This window comes from Brevundimonas sp. GW822-FHT03E11 (genome assembly GCF_058801445.1).
This window is the reverse complement of record NZ_JBXANG010000004.1, coordinates 1-16,340: the sequence shown is the minus strand read 5'-3', so window position 1 is coordinate 16,340 and position 16,340 is coordinate 1. Positions and strand designations below refer to the sequence as shown.

Annotated in this window: 11 protein-coding genes; 3 read left to right on the top strand and 8 right to left on the bottom strand. The window is 64.3% G+C overall.

Annotation, left to right across the window (positions count from 1 at the left end; translation table 11 throughout):
- Positions 1–18 precede the first annotated feature (18 nt).
- Both AC1RKE_RS07720 and AC1RKE_RS07715 read right to left on the bottom strand, forming a co-directional pair.
- On the bottom strand, positions 19–2,154 hold the full coding sequence (locus AC1RKE_RS07720; RefSeq protein ID WP_348683227.1) for a DEAD/DEAH box helicase: 2,136 nt from the start codon (positions 2,152–2,154) through the stop codon (positions 19–21).
- The gene (locus AC1RKE_RS07715; protein WP_348683229.1) at positions 2,151–3,755 is read right to left on the bottom strand and encodes a HamA C-terminal domain-containing protein; all 1,605 of its coding nucleotides are present in this window, start codon (positions 3,753–3,755) and stop codon (positions 2,151–2,153) included. Before AC1RKE_RS07715 ends, AC1RKE_RS07720 begins: the two co-directional genes overlap by 4 nt.
- 169 nt (positions 3,756–3,924) lie before the next feature.
- On the opposite strand from AC1RKE_RS07715, the gene AC1RKE_RS07710 reads away from it, so the two are divergent.
- Positions 3,925–7,164, top strand: a complete 3,240-nt coding sequence (locus tag AC1RKE_RS07710) for an error-prone DNA polymerase (RefSeq protein ID WP_348683231.1) — start codon at positions 3,925–3,927, stop codon at positions 7,162–7,164.
- Between the two features lie 124 nt (positions 7,165–7,288).
- On the opposite strand, the gene AC1RKE_RS07705 is transcribed toward AC1RKE_RS07710, so the two are convergent.
- The 4 genes from AC1RKE_RS07705 to AC1RKE_RS07690 form a co-directional block, all read right to left on the bottom strand.
- Complete coding sequence (locus AC1RKE_RS07705; RefSeq protein WP_348683233.1) at positions 7,289–8,227, bottom strand: hypothetical protein; 939 nt, start codon at positions 8,225–8,227, stop codon at positions 7,289–7,291.
- Complete coding sequence (locus tag AC1RKE_RS07700; protein ID WP_348683235.1) at positions 8,220–9,137, bottom strand: HEPN domain-containing protein; 918 nt, start codon at positions 9,135–9,137, stop codon at positions 8,220–8,222. The genes AC1RKE_RS07705 and AC1RKE_RS07700 overlap by 8 nt, the downstream gene beginning before the upstream one ends.
- Before the next feature lie 40 nt (positions 9,138–9,177).
- A complete protein-coding gene (locus AC1RKE_RS07695; protein ID WP_348683237.1) occupies positions 9,178–10,101 on the bottom strand; it encodes a hypothetical protein in 924 nt (307 codons plus the stop codon).
- Positions 10,102–10,243: 142 nt separating this feature from the next.
- Positions 10,244–10,789, bottom strand: a complete 546-nt coding sequence (locus AC1RKE_RS07690) for a TetR family transcriptional regulator (protein WP_348683238.1) — start codon at positions 10,787–10,789, stop codon at positions 10,244–10,246.
- A 121-nt stretch (positions 10,790–10,910) separates the two neighbouring features.
- On the opposite strand from AC1RKE_RS07690, the gene AC1RKE_RS07685 reads away from it, so the two are divergent.
- Positions 10,911–11,852, top strand: coding sequence for an NADP-dependent oxidoreductase (locus tag AC1RKE_RS07685; RefSeq protein ID WP_348683239.1), 942 nt, complete (start codon positions 10,911–10,913; stop codon positions 11,850–11,852).
- Between the two features lie 177 nt (positions 11,853–12,029).
- Positions 12,030–12,965 carry an SDR family NAD(P)-dependent oxidoreductase gene (locus tag AC1RKE_RS07680; RefSeq protein ID WP_492896752.1) on the top strand — a complete coding sequence of 312 codons (936 nt, stop codon included), beginning with the start codon at positions 12,030–12,032 and terminating at the stop codon, positions 12,963–12,965.
- Between the two features lie 33 nt (positions 12,966–12,998).
- On the opposite strand, the gene AC1RKE_RS07675 is transcribed toward AC1RKE_RS07680, so the two are convergent.
- Positions 12,999–13,625, bottom strand: coding sequence for a TetR/AcrR family transcriptional regulator (locus tag AC1RKE_RS07675; protein WP_348685305.1), 627 nt, complete (start codon positions 13,623–13,625; stop codon positions 12,999–13,001).
- 361 nt (positions 13,626–13,986) lie between these two features.
- Entirely contained in the window at positions 13,987–16,044 is a 2,058-nt protein-coding gene (locus tag AC1RKE_RS07670; RefSeq protein ID WP_492896750.1) for a ParB/RepB/Spo0J family partition protein, read from the bottom strand.
- Between the last annotated feature and the right edge of the window lie 296 nt (positions 16,045–16,340).

Below are 16,340 nucleotides of genomic sequence, written 5' to 3'. Positions count from 1 at the left end.
GAAGCGAAACGGAAAACCTCAAAGCGTCTCTTGAACAGTGCGAATCCAACGCCGCTCGAAATCTGTGAGTTCGCCAACCTCATCGACTTCCAGCCCACGCAGCTTGGAGATAACGGCATCGAGCACGATGTGCGGCTCAAGACGGGACGAGATCTTTCCGGCGATCTGGAGCGGAACACCATACTCGTCCAGCGCCGCCACGGTGGCGGGAAGGAAGAGATGGTTCGCCGCTTCGGCGTAGACGGTGTAGTCGCCAGCTTGGACATCCAACATGGCGGCGACTTCTAGCTGGATGTTGTGGATGACCATCAGATCCTGCGGAAAGCTGAAGCTGACGATGTTCCGCGCGATCTTCAGAGCCTCGTCGATCTTCGACGAAATGTCCTGATGCGGGAGCACGCCCTTGGCGACATCCGCAAGGTAAGCGCGCAGACCGCCATCCTGACTCAGGCGCGACAGATGCCAATGTAGCTGACTGGCAGAGGTAACGCCCAGATTTTGCATTGCTGCCCCCGAGAGGAAGTCCATGATCAGCTGGGCGACAGCGACGAGCTGATGCTTCTTTGGAAACCCGCGCCAAGTGTAGAGATCCGGCCTCTCCGCCATTGCGTCGTACAGGGCGCGGGCGATGAGGTTCTGGGTTTCCGGTTCTACCGAGCCGTTCAAGCGTATCGTGTCCTCGCTCAAGAAACTGTCCTTGAGCGCGGCTGCGACGCGAGATCGCGATATGTCCGTGAGATCCTGGTCTTCCAGCTGCATGATCAACGAGAGCGGCGTCTCCTGATCCTGCTCGCCGACCGGATACTCGACCACGGTTTCCTCGTCCGCTGGCGCCTTCTCCAGCATGTAGACCTTGCCGATGAAGTAACGCCCCATGCGACCGGCGCGGCCCTGGATGTTCTTATATGTGAAGAAGTCGAGCACGTTCTTGTTGCGGCGGCGGTCGTAGACGATCACGTTCTCTGCTGCGGTATTCACGCCCTCAATGAGTGTCGAGGTGCATATGAGACGCGTGATGACGCCCTCGTTGAATAGCCGGACCATGTGCTGCTGGAGGGCGCGGGGAATGCCTCCATGGTGCAACCCGATACCTCGTCGCATCGCCTTTGCGACAACCCATTCGGAGTGGAAATTCTCGTCTATCCAGTCCGCATGTTCGGCGCAGTCGGGTATGTCCTCCTTGGCCACCTCCCGCATCAAGGTCGCGGCGACTCGTGCAGCGCTTCCGGGCGCCTGGCAGTAGATCAAGGTCGCCGTATCGAGCTCACGGCAGAGCTCGACCAGCTTCTGATCCCGTTCATCACCACGGGTCGGCAGGTCGAAGTTGACCACATCCACAGCGACAGTGGAGTACTCGGATGGAATGAAGTGGATTTCATAGCGATCAAGCCCCTTGATCGCGTGAATGTTGGGTCCGAGCAGATAGAACTGCGCCTTGGTGCCCGCGAGTTGATGGAACGCGAGATTAAGTTCGATCGCGCGTCGTTTGTCCGTCTCATGGCGCAAATCGAGTTTGTAGAACTCGTCGATGACGAAAAAATCGACATTCGACAGGTCGATCCGTTGGCGGACGCGCTCCTGCGTCAGCACATAGACATTCGTCGTTTTCAGGTCTGCCGTCTGCGTCGGGTGCGTAATGACATGAACCCCGTCCCTGAAACGGCGGACGAGGCGCTTCCGAGTCTCGTCGATCAGGGCCAGGGTCGGCACCACGATGACGATCTTCTTGAACCTCCCCAGCGCGATCATGGCATCGATCAGCAGGCTCTTGCCTACGCTGGTTGACGCACTGAGCACGACATTGGAGCCGGTCCGGAGCTGGTAATAGACCTTCGCCTGGAGACTATGAAAAACCTCATCCATTCCGTCAGGTCGATGGAGCTCGTAGGCGAGGCGATCATCGTCTTGGGCGAAACGGAGCGCTTCGCTCATATAGGGATAGAGACCGACGGCCCGGACGAGAGATGTCAAAACCTGCATCTCGAATTCGTCGAAAGCGTCACTTCGCGCGAGCGCACGGATCACCAGGTCCCGTCCGTCCTGCGCGGCCTCCTTGTCGTTGACGTGGTTTGCGATCGCGCGCAGCAGATCGAACGGCTCGATGCCGTCGAAATCCTGCCCGGCCAAGGCCGATCTCACACGCGCGTAGTTCATGACAGCCCCAGGTTTTCGGCGAATTGGTCCTGGAGCGCCGAAAGCTTCTCCACCGGGATAAGGAAGATGTGGACCCGGACTTCCTCCACTGAGGTCGGGAGGCTCGCCGTCACACCTGCCCCAAGCTCGCTGAGTTCAGTCAGGAGATGGGTTTCATAATCATCGGCGTGCCCTCTGGAGAGTACCTCGCTGTCGTAGGCCACCAGGATGGGCAAGCAGAGGACGTTGATAAAGTCATCGATCGGCGCGCCGGGTGCGAGGGCCTCGCCGACCGCGTGGTCTGTATAATGCTGAGGCTCCCTCAGCTGCAGAATGATCCCCCGCTCTTCAACGAGCAGTTCGGTATCGAGCGCAGTTGTAAGCTCGGCGCTGATGCGCTCGAACAGCGGCGCAGGATCCTTCTCGTCAAACAGATGCGTGCGGCCGATCCAGAGTTCATCGCCCTGCTCTCCGTGCACCAGGTGAGCATTCTTTGTGACCCTGTCGCCATGGACCGACCGGTGAAACAACTTGCAAGGCACAGGCTCACTGCCGAACCAGTGCCGCAACACCGCATGGAGCATGGTCTCGGCCAACAAACTCGAGACATCCAATGCACGCTCGGCCTGAACGGCGCGAAGACCGGCCTCGAGCTTCTCCCGCATATTCAGGGCCGTGATCTCGACGAGCTCGCTGGCCTTCAGCGTCAGTTCCGGAACCCAGTCGGCGAGGTGGCGCGCCAACTGCTTTGAACGCCAGACTTTACGCTCGTACCGCGCGTCATAGCCCGATGATGATCGGCGAAACGACGCATCCTCAATGCGGTGAATTTCGGCGAAGAAGCGATCGCCCTTGGTTCTGTACGGCTTGGATGTTCTGGCCTGGGCGGCGCTCGTGTCCGCCAAATGCTTATCCCACCAAGCCACAGCTTGCTCACGCGTGATCGTCTTCTGTTCGGGGGTCTTGCGAGACGCCACGGCGGCGGCGTCCACGATCCCGAGCAGATCGTTGTAAATCGCCTTCACGTGCGAGTTGGTCGGATTGGCGCCCGCCACCTCGGCCATCGTGTTGATCGCCTGAAGGTTCTTCAACTCGACGTGGTCGACGCCGGGCAACACTTCCCATTGCGCGTTCCGGCCCCAGTACGCCAGATCATGGCCCCTCGCCGACTTGGTGCCGCTATGTTTCGCCAGCAGCTTCGCTGCGAGGGTTTCAACGGGGCCGTCGGTTGCTCGTTTATCGACCGGATCCAGAAGCGCCGAAGCGGTTTGGTTCACCGGCCGGCGTGTGACAATCCGGAAGCGCGCATTGTCTCCATCGGTGTCCGTCAGAAGCGATTTTTCAACGATTGAAGTCGGCCGTGTCTTTGCCGAGGGGTCTCGATCCGTGAGCTCCGTGAACGTCCACTTTTTGTCCCGGTCCGTACTCTTGACCTGAACATACTCGCGAAAAGAGCCCGCTGCGCGGCGATGCACCAGCGTGATATCATCGCTCGTTTCACACTCCACCTGGGCCATTCTGCGATCAGCGACCATCTGCAGAACAAACATCGCCGCGACATGGTCCTGGTACTTGAACCCCAGACGCGCAGATACGCCGCCTGCATCTGATGTTGCGCTCACGTCTGGGTGCCCTCGCGACTCGTTCCCGGATCACCACAATCATGGAGCGATGTTCAGCTTTATCAAAGACAAGGATCGCGCGGAGCGTGTGCGCGCCCCCTCCAGGCCGTGGATTGCAACGAAGGACGTCGAAACATAATAGAACAAAACAGCAACAGTTCGTCGCCCGATGCAATACGCAGAGCTCCAGTGCGCCTCCCACTTCTCGTTCCTTCGGGGTGCGAGCGGCTGCGACGAGTTGTTCGCTCAGGCGGCCGTCTGCGGTCTGTCAGCCCTTGCGATCACAGACCTGAACAGCGTCGCCGGTATCGTGCGCGCCCATGAGGCCGCCAAGGTTACCGGCGTTCGCCTCATCATCGGCTGTCGGGTCCAACTGACTGACGAGACCGCCATTCTCGCCTACCCAACGGATCGGGCCGCCTACAGCCGCCTGTGTCGCCTTCTGACCCTCGGCAAGGGGCGCGCCGGCAAGGGCGCCTGTCATCTCGACTGGTCGGATCTGGCTGACCACGCCAAGGGTCTGATCGCCGTGCTCGTGACCGATCGCGCCGATGCCCAATGTCGGCGACGCCTCACGGCTTTGTCCGAAGTCTTCGGCATGGACGCCTACTGCGCCCTGACGCTCCGCCGCCGCCCTCGCGACCAGATGCGACTGCATCAGCTATCCGAGCTCGCCACGGAGCTTGGGGTGAAGACTGTCGTGACCAACGACGTGCTCTTCCACCACCCTGACCGCCGCATTCTCCAGGACGTTGTGACCTGCATCCGCGAGGGCTCCACGATCGACGATGTCGGCTTCAGACGGGAGCGCTCCGCCGACCGCCATCTCAAGCGAGCCGAAGAAATGCACCGGCTGTTCGCCCGCTATCCCGATGCGCTGCGCAACACCATCGAGATCGCTGATCGGTGCCGGTTCAATCTGGACGAACTGTCGTACCAATACCCCAAGGAGGCCGCCCTCCCCGGCCAGACGCCGCAACAGGCGCTGGACCAACTGACCTGGGAGGGTGCGGCCGATCGCTATCCGGACGGCGTGCCGGAAAAGGTCCGCGCCAGCCTCAAGCATGAGCTGACCCTGATCGAGACGCTGGGTTACGCCCCCTACTTCCTGACGGTGAACTCCATCGTCCGCTTTGCTCGAGGTCGCGACATCCTTTGTCAGGGTCGGGGGTCAGCCGCCAATTCTGCGGTGTGCTTCGTTCTCGGAATCACCTCGATAGACCCCAGCCGAAACGATCTGCTGTTCGAGCGCTTTGTCAGTCAGGAGCGGAAGGAGCCGCCTGACATCGACGTCGATTTCGAGCACGAGCGGCGCGAGGAGGTGATCCAGTGGGTCTATGAGACCTACGGTCGCGACCGGGCGGCGCTCTGCGCCACCGTGATCCGATATCGATCACGCGGCGCCCTGCGCGATGTCGGTAAGGCGCTGGGACTATCCGAAGATCTGATCAAGACCCTCTCATCCCAGGTCTGGAGCTACTCCAGCGAGGGGGTCGAGGATCGACATGCCGAGGATCTGAACCTCAACCTTCAGGATCGCCGACTGCGGTTGGCGCTCGACCTGTCGCGCCAGTTGATCGGCTTCCCGCGACACCTGAGCCAGCACCCCGGCGGCTTCGTCCTGACGGATGACCGCCTGGACGATCTCGTTCCCATCGAACCGGCTGCGATGAAGGATCGCCAAGTCATCGAATGGGACAAGGACGACATCGACGCCCTGAAGTTCATGAAGGTCGATGTGCTGGCGCTCGGCATGCTGAGCTGCATGCGACGCGGTCTGGACCTGTTGCGCGACCACAAGGGCGTCGGGCTCGATCTGGCCTCGATCCCGGCCGAGGATCCGAAGACCTATGCGATGATCCGCAAGGCGGACACGCTGGGGGTCTTCCAGATCGAGAGCCGGGCGCAGATGGCGATGCTGCCCCGGATCAAGCCCCGGACCTTTTATGATCTCGTCATCGAGGTCGCGATCGTTCGCCCCGGCCCGATCCAGGGGGACATGGTCCATCCCTATCTGCGTCGACGCGAAGGCAAGGAGCCGGTCGATTATCCCAAGCCGGAGCTGGAGCGGGTGCTGGGCAAGACGCTCGGCGTCCCCCTATTCCAGGAGCAGGCGATGCGCGTCGCCATCGAATGCGCGGGGTTCACGGCCTCTGAGGCCGATCAGCTGCGCCGGGCTATGGCCACCTTCAAGTTCACCGGCGGCGTCAGCCACTTCAAGGACAAGCTGGTCTCGGGAATGGTCGAGCGCGGCTACACCGCCGCGTTCGCCGAAAAGACCTTCAGCCAGCTGGAGGGCTTCGGCTCCTACGGCTTCCCCGAGAGCCATGCCGCGTCCTTCGCCCTGATCGCCTACGCCTCGTCCTGGCTCAAATGCCATCACCCGGACGTCTTCTGCGCCGCTCTGCTGAACGCCCAACCCATGGGGTTTTACGCCCCAGCCCAGATCGTTCGCGACGCCCGTGAGCACGGCGTCGAGATCCGCCCGGTCTGCGTCAACGCCAGCCGCTGGGACTGCACTCTGGAGCCGACCGACCGTGAGGAGCGGTTCGCTGTTCGTCTCGGCCTGCGCATGGTGCGCGGCCTGGCGAATGCCGACGCCGGACGCCTCGTCGTTCACCGGCAGGCCGCCGCCTTCGCCAGCGTCGAGGATGTCTGGCGGCGATCCTCGACGCCGGTCGGCGCCCTCACCCGTCTCGCAGAGGCGGACGCCTTCCTGCCGTCGCTGGGCCTGCAAAGACGCGAGGCGCTATGGGCGATCAAGGCCCTGCGCGATGATCCCCTGCCCTTGTTCGCCGTCGTCCAGGATGATGGCGCGACAACGCCTGAGGTCTCGGAGGCAGATGCGACCCTGCCTGTAATGCCGGCGGGCCAGGAGGTGGTCGAGGACTACAGCCATGTGGGCCTGACGTTGCGCGAGCATCCGGTCGCCTTCCTTCGCGACACGCTCCAGTCGCGCCATGTCATGACCTGCGCCGACGCCTCGACGATGCGGAACCGCCGCCTGACCCGCGTGGCGGGCCTGGTGCTGGTTCGGCAGAAGCCCGGCTCGGCCAAGGGCGTGATGTTCATCACCATCGAGGATGAAACCGGCGTTGCCAATCTGGTCATCTGGCCCAGCCTCTACGAACAGCAGCGCCGGATCGTGCTGAGCGCCAGCCTTCTGGTCGTGGACGGGAAGGTCGAGCGCGAGGGCGACGTCATCCATATCGTGGCGACACGCCTGCACGACGGTTCCGACCTTCTGGCCTCACTGGGCCAGCGGGACCACTTCCCCCTCCCCCATGGTCGCGGTGACGAAGTCTACCGCGGCAGCGCCCCGGATGCCCGCACCCCAAAGGTCCGCGACATCTACATTCCCGACCTCTCGCTTGAGGCGATCAGAGTACGGACGCGCGATTTCCGATGAACGATGTGGACCGCCCACCGGTGAAAGGTCCGGCTGGCGGAGCGACGGGTCAGGCACGACACTGCACTCATGCCCCACGCCGATCAGCCGGGCGAGATGCCCGCGCCCCCATCCGCTAGGCGTTTCAGTGCCGGCCGGCTTCGGGGACCTGAACGAGGTCGGCTGGTTGCCGTGTTTTGTAGAGGGTCTGGAACTCCGTGTCGGTCCAGGATCCAGCCCCGTAGTCGTCCTTGTCGGCAACCACCATCTCGGGTTCCAGGGTCTGGATCAGATGATGAGGCCCGACGAAGAAGCAGTTCGGGATAAAATAGGTTCGAACGAAGGGGTCGGTCTCGTAGCTCTTCGCGATGAAGCAGGTGCCTGCAGCTTCTGGAATAAACCAGGGTCGGACGGCGAACGTCGAAAACTGCAAATCCAGAATGTCGCGGATTGCAATCACGGCTGCGAGAGCATCGTCTCGCAGCCGCCCGTAGGTTCCAGGGTCGAAGTGGATCGACCGGTTTCTGAGTTTTGCCAGAGCGCGAAAGCGTTCGACCGCCTCGGGAAGAAGGACGCCCCACGCTTCCAGGGCATCGATCGCGATGGTCCAGTTGTCGAAGGACTGTTTGCGGGCAACCTTCCGGTACTCCGGCGTCGTAACGTAGAACTCGCGCAGATCCAGAATCAGATGGTTCAAGACCCGCTCGCCCAGCGCGCAGGCACCAACGAGCGCTGGGTAGTAGGCGCCCATCACGAACGCATTGCGGACCTGTCGATGTAGCGCGTTGTGGTAGGAGATGATCGACATCGATAGCTGCCCGATGGCGATGAAGTTCTCCTCTTTACGGTCGGCCGCATGGCTCCCGAACTCGGCGATCAATCCCAAGCGGATGCTCGCCTTGATCGTCTCCCACTGCTCGATGATATGAGGCTCCCAGTCGGGGAGGATCTCGATCTCAAGGCTATTCACACGGGCATCAAAGTCGTCTGCCTTGCTCATGTAGCGGCGACGCCCGGCGTCCGGCAGAGCGGCGTCCGCAATCTGGATTGCGACGCCGCGTTGGCCCGGCGTCAGTTCACTCACCCTCGGAGCTAGCCTCTTCACGCAGCTGCGTCAGGCGCTCCTGACAGACGACTTCCGTCAGCCCGCGCAGCACCTCAACCCGTTCCGTCAGCCACACGAGTTCCTCATTGGTGATCGTGTAGAAATCCGAATAGCGGGCCTTCACATAGGCTTCGCGCAGCAGCTCGAAGCAGCGGCGTTCGAACTTGGTCTCGCGCGGCCAAGCCTCGGCCAGACGGGCATCAATGGCCTCAGCCTTCTTGCGCAGGAAGGCGAGGTTGTGAGCCTTGCCGCTGTACAGCGTCACAACAAGAAGGATGCAGTGGTACAGGTGCTCCGCTGACTGATGCAGGCTGAAGGCGGCGAGGTTCGGATCCGCACCATCCCCCATGTAGAATTTGGCACCGCGTGCGAAGCTCGCAGAACTCGACGTCCATTTCGCGAAATACTTCTCCGCCTCGACCAGGGCAGCCTTGGCCTTGATCGACGCAGGCTTGTGCAGCTTGGCGCCGGGCGTGTCGTAAAGAATGACGCCGTCGCGGAGAATGTCCGCGAAGAAGTACCGACCGCGATCCAGCTGCTCGTTCACGTCGTCCAGGCTGTGAACAATGATGCTGACAGGCGTACGGATTTCCCCTTCGCCCGGCATGGTCCGATTGTTGGCGTCGTACCAGAACTCGCCGTCTGTCAGATCTTCATGATCGACGATGACCAGAAGATCGAAGTCCGAGAAATACCGGCCCACCGGATCATGGACCCAGTCGCCGCGGGCATACGATCCGTAGAGGATGATCTTGAGGATCCTGCCGTTCTTCAACCGCTCGGCGCGACGCGTCGAGATCGCTTCCTCGAAGGAGTCGCGGATCACATCGACGACGTGACGCAGTTCGGACTGCTTGGGCAGCGGCAGATGATCGAGGTTCTTCTTCACTCCGCGAGTCTCCGCGATCTGGTCGGATACAGCAAGTCAGTCATAGTCGCATCTCAAGCTTGTCGAGGTTGAGCAGCGGCGCATTGTCCTGCTCCAGATGACGAATGTCGCCAATCAGGGTCCGGGACACATAGAGCGTCTTGATGCGAGCATCGCCGCGGAGCTGGACGGCCACAGTCTCGGTGATCGCCTGCTCGCCGATCCGACCCGGAATCAGATCGCGACGAACGGTGACTGTCCTGTCCCATTGGTCCAGGTCGTCGGCCCAGCGCTGACGGAGCTCGGAGATGATCGCGCTCTGCTCGGTCATGTACCTTCGGACAAGCTTGTGCAGATCGAGCCGTTCAGGCGTCGTCGGCTCCGCGTCCCGCATCGCGCTGAACTCAGCGACGATGCCCTTCCATTTCGGGAATCCGGCGAACTCGCGCAGGTCGAGCTCGGGGCGAAACGCCTGTACTCTCTGCCGGCCCTTTTGCTCGGGCAGGTCGATCCACCGGCTGCTATAGGTCTGGCTGTTGACCGCCAGACCCTGGTGCTGCGCGTGATTACGAAGCTTCTCCATCACCCGATAGGCGAAGCTCCCGTCGTAAAGCCTGCGCTTGAATTGCTGGTGTTCATCGAGAACGACCGGCCCGTAGATCGCGCTCACCGCGCTCTCCGCCACGTGCTGGAAGGTTCGCACGCTGCTAAGCAGATTGCTTATTGCGCGGCTCATCTCCCGACGGGTGGAATGCCATCGCACGCCCGAGAAGTCGCGGCGCGTCTCACGCGAGATCAGTATCCCGGCCACGGCTCTTTCGAAGTCCGCGTAGTTGCTCACCGCGACATCGAACGTCTCTTCGACCTGCATGACGAGCGCGAGCCGCCGTAGAGCCTCCTGGACCTCGATGAAGTCGGCTTCGGTGATGGGGACCACGTCGGGCTCATCGAACGTCTCGTGGACAATCTGAAACGTGTCGCTCATCGCGAACTCTCTCCTGACGGACTGGGCGTGATCGCGCGCGTCGCGCAGTCTCCCGTCCCGCGCGCCTGCGCCCTGCGCCGCCACGAGAACCGGCGAGATCGTGAAGCGACGGTCCGATCTTCAGACACAGTCACCACCAGCCTCAGGCCGCCTGCCGCGTCGCCCATCCCAGGATGAGGACATCGAGACTGTCCAGGGCCGCCTCCGACACCTGAGCGGAATGCTCGCAGTCCTCGGCGTCACCGAACACGGCCCAGCCCGTCACCAGCGCCTGCACCGACCAGTGCATTCGGGTGGCCGTGACCTCGTCGAGTCCGAAGCGGCCCAGCACCGAGACGATCTCGGTGGCCGTGCCCTGGAACGCGTGCTTGACGGACCGGGCGCTCATCAGCAGCGCCCCCGCGTCACGGGTCGTCTCCTGCGCGCGCCATATGGCGAGCCCGAAGGCCCGCAACCAGGATTGCCAATCCTCGGAGGGCGGGATTGAGCCCAGACAGTCGCGCAACAGACGCTCGCCCATCGCTGCGCGCAGATCATCCTTATCGGCGATGTGCCAGTAGAGCGACGGCGCCTTGACCCCCAGGCTTGCCGCTACCTTGCGAAGGCTGAGGTCCTCGAGTCCCACCTCCTCCAGCAGCCGCAAAGCCTCTGTAACGATGACGGGACGGGAGAGCTGCCTGTCGGCCACATCGACTTCCTTCGATCACAAGAGCCATTGCCTATCGCCACTCTTACACTGTAAGTCGATAGTTAGCGAACGCCCCGACCCACGGCGGGAATGCGGAACACGCTCATGTAAGGATATCGCGATGCCCCAGACGAAAGTGGCGCTCCTCTCCGACTACGGAGACCTCGACACCCTCTCGATCGACACGGTCGATCTCCCGCCCCCTGGTCCCGGCCAGGTGCGCGTTCGCGTCGCCGGAGCGGCGGTCAATCCCGTGGACATCAAGACGCGCAAGGGCCTTCTGAGGGATTGGTTCAACCTCGCGTTTCCTGCCCAGCTCGGCAATGACCTCGCCGGCGTGGTGGAGGCGGTCGGCGAAGGAGTCGCCAAACTGCAGATCGGCGATCGGGTCGCCGGGCTTGTCGATCCGGCCCAGGGCGGCGCGTATGCGGAGCGGGCCAACGTCTATGAAGCCGCCCTCGTGAAAGTACCAGACAATCTCGACCTGATCGACGCCGCAGCGGCGCCGACCGGGGCGCTGACCGGCACGCAACTGATCGAGAGAGCGATCCGGCCGAAGCCGGGCGACCGGATCCTGGTCACGGGCGCCAGCGGCTCCACCGGCCGGGCTGCGGTGTTCGCGGCCCTGGACGCCGGCGCCATCGTGTTCGCGGGCGTCCGTGCGTCCGGCGTCACCGCCGTCGCTGACCTGCCGGTCGCCAGTGTCGTCGTTCTCGAAGACCAGTCCAGTCTGGAGACCATGGGGCTCCTCGACGCCATCGCCGACACCATTGGCGGGGAAACGACCGAAGGCCTGTTCATGTATGTCAAACCGGAAGGAAAGGTCGTCTCGATCGCTGTCCCGGGCCCCAATCCGCCTATCGGGTCCACACAGTCTTACAGCCCCTATGTCGTCACCTTTGACGGTGAGCGTCTGGAGCGCTTCTTCACCGATCTCGACCGCCTCGGTCGCGTCATGCCGGTGGCCCGACGCCTGCCGCTGGAGGATGTCCGGGAGGCCCATCGCCTGATGGAGGTCGGCGGCCTGAACGGCAAGATCGTCCTCGTCCCCGAGGCCCATTGACCGCCCCCGGTCCGGCCGGCGGCCAGCCGTCGTCCGGACCGGGCAGCGTCGATGCGGTGCGGCCTCCCGCCGCGTGGAACGGCGGGCTGATCGTACGCATTAATTAGACTGTTCAGTCTCGTTAATGGTCGCTCCGTCCCCATGAGGCGTGCGGACGACGCATCGCAAAGGTTAGTCATGAGTCATCTCGATTTCGAAGGCCGCGTCGCTCTCATCACCGGAGCGGGGTCGGGCATGGGGCGGGAGCACGCGCTCCTTCTCGCCCAACGCGGCGCCAGGGTGGTCGTCAACGACATCGCCGGCGAAAAGGCCGAGACCGTCGCCCGGATGATCGTCGAGGCGGGAGGCGAAGCGGTCGCCGACACCCACGACATCATCACGGGGGCCGCCGCGCTCGTCGAAACAGCGATCGACGCCTTCGGCCGTCTGGATGTCGTCATCAACAACGCCGGCATCTCCCGGTTCGGACGCTTCTGGGAGACCGAACCGGAGGCCTGGTGGCATGTGTTCGACACCCATTTCCGGGGCGCGGTCGAAGTCTCGCGTCACGCCTTCCCGCATCTGATCGCCTCGGGCAGCGGACGCCTCATCAACATCTCGTCCAGCGCCATGCTCGGCGCGCCGCAGTTCTCGGCCTATGGCGCGGCGAAGGCGGCCATCTGGGGGCTGGGCAACGCCCTCGCTATCGAGGGCCGGGACGTCGGCGTTCAGGTCACCACCGTCCAGCCATCGGCCTGGACGCCGATGACGGAGGACGCCTTCGACAATCCCGCCATCAAGAAGGTGCTGAGAGAAAAGCTCCCGCCGGCGGCCGTGTCGGCGTTTGTCGCCTGGCTCGCCCACCAGGACACGCGCGCCTATGGCGGCTGTTTCCAGACCAGCGGGGCGTCCGCGGGGCGCGGCGTGTTCGCCGCCTATCCGCGGGTCCTGTTGGCCGAGTCCACCCCTGAAGCCTGGGCTGAAGCCGCCGACGCGCTTGAGGCGGGCGGCGCACTGACGCCTTTGACCAGCACCAGCGAATCCTTCCGCGCCGAACTCGTCTTCCTCGACCCTTCGATGGAGGACGAAATCCCCCGCGACGCGGCCGATGTGACGAAGCGCGACCCGGACTGACAGCCGCCCCCTGACGTCACGACCGGCTCGAGGTCAGACCCCGCACAGGCGGGTGAAGGCTTCGAACCGGTCGTCGAACCAATCCGTGGACTTGCGCCCGTCGAGGGCTGTCCGCGAGCCCAGGCTCTGCTGGAGACGATAGGGGGCGCCGTTGATCAGATCGAGCAGCAGATGGGCCAGCGCGCGGGGATCGCCGGATCGCAGCCGGCCCGCGTCCTGGGCGCGAACGATCAGGTTCTCGAAGGCCGACATGCTCAGATCGTGCCAGCGCTTCTGGCGGCCCTGGAGTTTGGGATTGGTCAGGGCCGCCGTGTTCAGATAGGCGGCGAAGTGGGCGTTCTCGGGCCGAACGGCGACCGTGAAATAATGGTGGGCGAACACCTTGAGCTTCTCGAGCGCCTCGCCTTCGGCGCGACCGGGGAGGATCGCTGCCTGCATCCGGGCCAGTTCACGCTCCACCACGGCGTCGAGCAGCGCCTCCTTGCTCGCAAATCGCCGGTAGAGGGTCTGTTTGGCGACGCCGATCTCCGCCGCGAGCCGGTCGATCGAGATGGTCGCGAAGCCGGCGGATCTCAGCGTGTCCATGGCGCGGTCCAGCACCAGGGACTCAAGCGCCGCAGCTTCCTGAAGACTCGGGCGTCCTGCCCGTCTTTGCGCCATCTGAGGCTCCCGCGAGGTCTTCACCCCTTATCCTGTCGTGCCGCCGCCAGACCAAACGGTCTGCGAAGTCGCGCCCGAGCGTCCAAGCCTCAAGGTGTGAACTGATGATCGTTGCGCGACGCTCCGGCAACGGTCAAGGGAAGCGCATTACTGTCAGGGCGTTTCACCTAAGACGCTCGCCGTCCAACCAATCGAAGAGGCCGCGAGCCGTCGGGGCCTGCTACTCCGCGCTCTCGGCGATGCTTCGGCTTGCGAGCCAAAGCCTCAAGACGCCTCCTGCGAGACCGTCGAGGGTCGCCAGACAGAAAAAGGCCGCGCGCCCCCGAAGGGCGCGCGGCGAGTTTTCCGGTCCTGATACGGTCTATTCGGCGGCGAACCGATAGGCGTCATCGTCGGAGGCGGGCGGCTCGGTCTCTTCGCCTTCGGGCTCCGGCGCGTCCGGATCGGCCGCCGGAGCGGTTCTCAGGACGGTCGGAAGCCAGCCCTTGCCCTCGACCAGCCGCTCGGCGGCCTCGGCCATGTCGCCCTTCTTGAACCCGGCGATCCGCCCGGCCTCTTCGGGCGTGGTCGCCTCGGTCACCGCTTCCAGCACCCGCGCCTTGGACACCCGCGAGAAATAGCTGGCGGCGGTCGCCGTCCACGTCCCGGTCATGTCCAGACCGGTGACGGTCGCCAGAACCTCGGCGTGGGCCAAGGCGTCCGGCTTGCGGTCGTGCGGATCGCGCACAGCGTAGACACCGACGCCCGCGCAGCAGGCCATCAGGTCCAGAAGCTCGGACGGCGGCAGGGTCATCAGAACGGCCCAGAGGTCCCGCGCCTCTTCCGGCAGACGGGCGCCCCATGCCTCCAGCCGGTCGGCCACCCGCCGCCCGGCGGGGCTGTCGCCGACGCCGGGGGCCAGCCGGTCCAGACCGGTGACGCTCAACCGCAATTGCAGGGGCGTCCACGTCCCCCATGCCGGATAGAAGACCTGCAGGGCGAGCGCGTGAACCACCATCGTCAGGGCGATGTTTTCGTCGGCCTGAACAGCGTCGCGCAGCCCCATCGTCCGATGGGCGGTGAGGTCGATCACCAGCCGTTCCGAGAGGGGCGCCAGCCCTTCGTCGGCCTCCGCTTCGGGAGCGGGCTGGGCCTCCCCTTCCCGGTCGCCGTCCTCGGACCAGCTCTCGGGCGCTTCGGGATCGGGTCGCCGCTCTTGGACCACGTCCTCGGCCCGCACCAGACCGCGCTCGAACCGGGCCAGTCCGTCATGGCCCAACAGGACCATGACCCCGGCGCGCGCCTTGACCTCGGCGGGATAGTCGAAGTCCGGGCCGAAGGCTTGCAGGGCCGCGTCGATCTCCTCGAGACGGGCGTCGGCCTCGGGCGTCAGCCCTTCCGGCCCGGCTTCGGAGACGATGCCGTCATACTCCTCCGACAGGTTGGCGATCTCGGCGGCGTCCGCGTCGCTGCGCCCGACCTGCGCCGGATAGACCCGGCCCAGGGCGCTGACCTCGGCATATTCAGACACGGCCTGAGCCCATTTCCAGCCCTCGCGCCCGCGCGCCTCCTCGGCGAGCGCGGCCAGCTTGTCGCTGACCATCCGGTCCAGAAGGGCCGGGTCCTCCAGCCAGCCGCCGCCGTCCTCGGTGAACAGATCGCGCAGCACTGTCCCGCCTTCGGCCTCATACGCCTCGACGCCGATGAAGACGGCCCGGCGGTCGTCGGCCCGCACCTTGGCCTCGGTCATGGCCCGGCGAATGGCGTGAACGGGACGGTACTCGCCCAACTGCTCGAACACCTGCCGCTGCCGGTCCTGATCGGCGCTGACGCAGAAGGCCATCAGCTGGTCCAAGGCCAGCGCCCCGTCCCGATACGCCGTCATCAGCTCCGGCGCCGCCGCGCCCAGCCGCAGACGCTGGCGCACCACGGTCGCCGTCACCCCGAACCGGGCGCCGATCTCCTCGGCGCCATAGCCCTTCTCGTCGGCGAGGCGCTTGAAGGCTTCGAACTGGTCGGCGGGATGCATGGCCTCGCGGGTGGTGTTCTCGTCGAGGCTGATCTCATGGGCGTCGTTCTCGGTATCGACGACCACCTTGACCGGATGGGTCCGCTTGATCTGCTTGCGCTTGGCCAAGAGCCGCAAGCCCTGACGGCGCCCTTCGCCGATGGTCACGAGATAGTTCCCGGTGGCGGTCCCGTCCTCGCCGCGCTCGATCTCGACCACGGGCGGCTGCAACACCCCCTTGACCTTGATGGAGGCGGCGAACGCCTCGATGGTCGCCGCGCTGTGCGGCACCTTCCGGGCGTTCCTTGGGGACGCCTTCAACCGGTTCAGCGGAACCACGATCTCCGCGCCGTGCACCGGCTCCTGAACCGCTCCGGTCGCGGCGGCGACAGCCGCCGCAGGGATACGGGCTTGGGTGGATTGAGCAGTCATGTCTGCCTCCTTTGGGCAAGGGTTGCAGGCACGCGACACGCGCGCCTGAAACCCTGCCCGTCGGCGAGACCGGGGTAGCAAGGGCCAGGGCGGATCGGCCGGAGGGGGATCGCCCGGCCTGCACAAGCCTCGCACCGATCGCAGTCATCGCTCCCGTCGCCGGCGCGGAAGGCCGGGGAGACCGGCCGATCCGGCGGCGCAGCCGCTTCACCCTGGCCCGCGCGAGGGCGGAGCCCTTCCATGTCCTTTTTCAAGTGTCTGGACGTGCGAAAACCCCTCCGCGCCGCAGGCGCGGA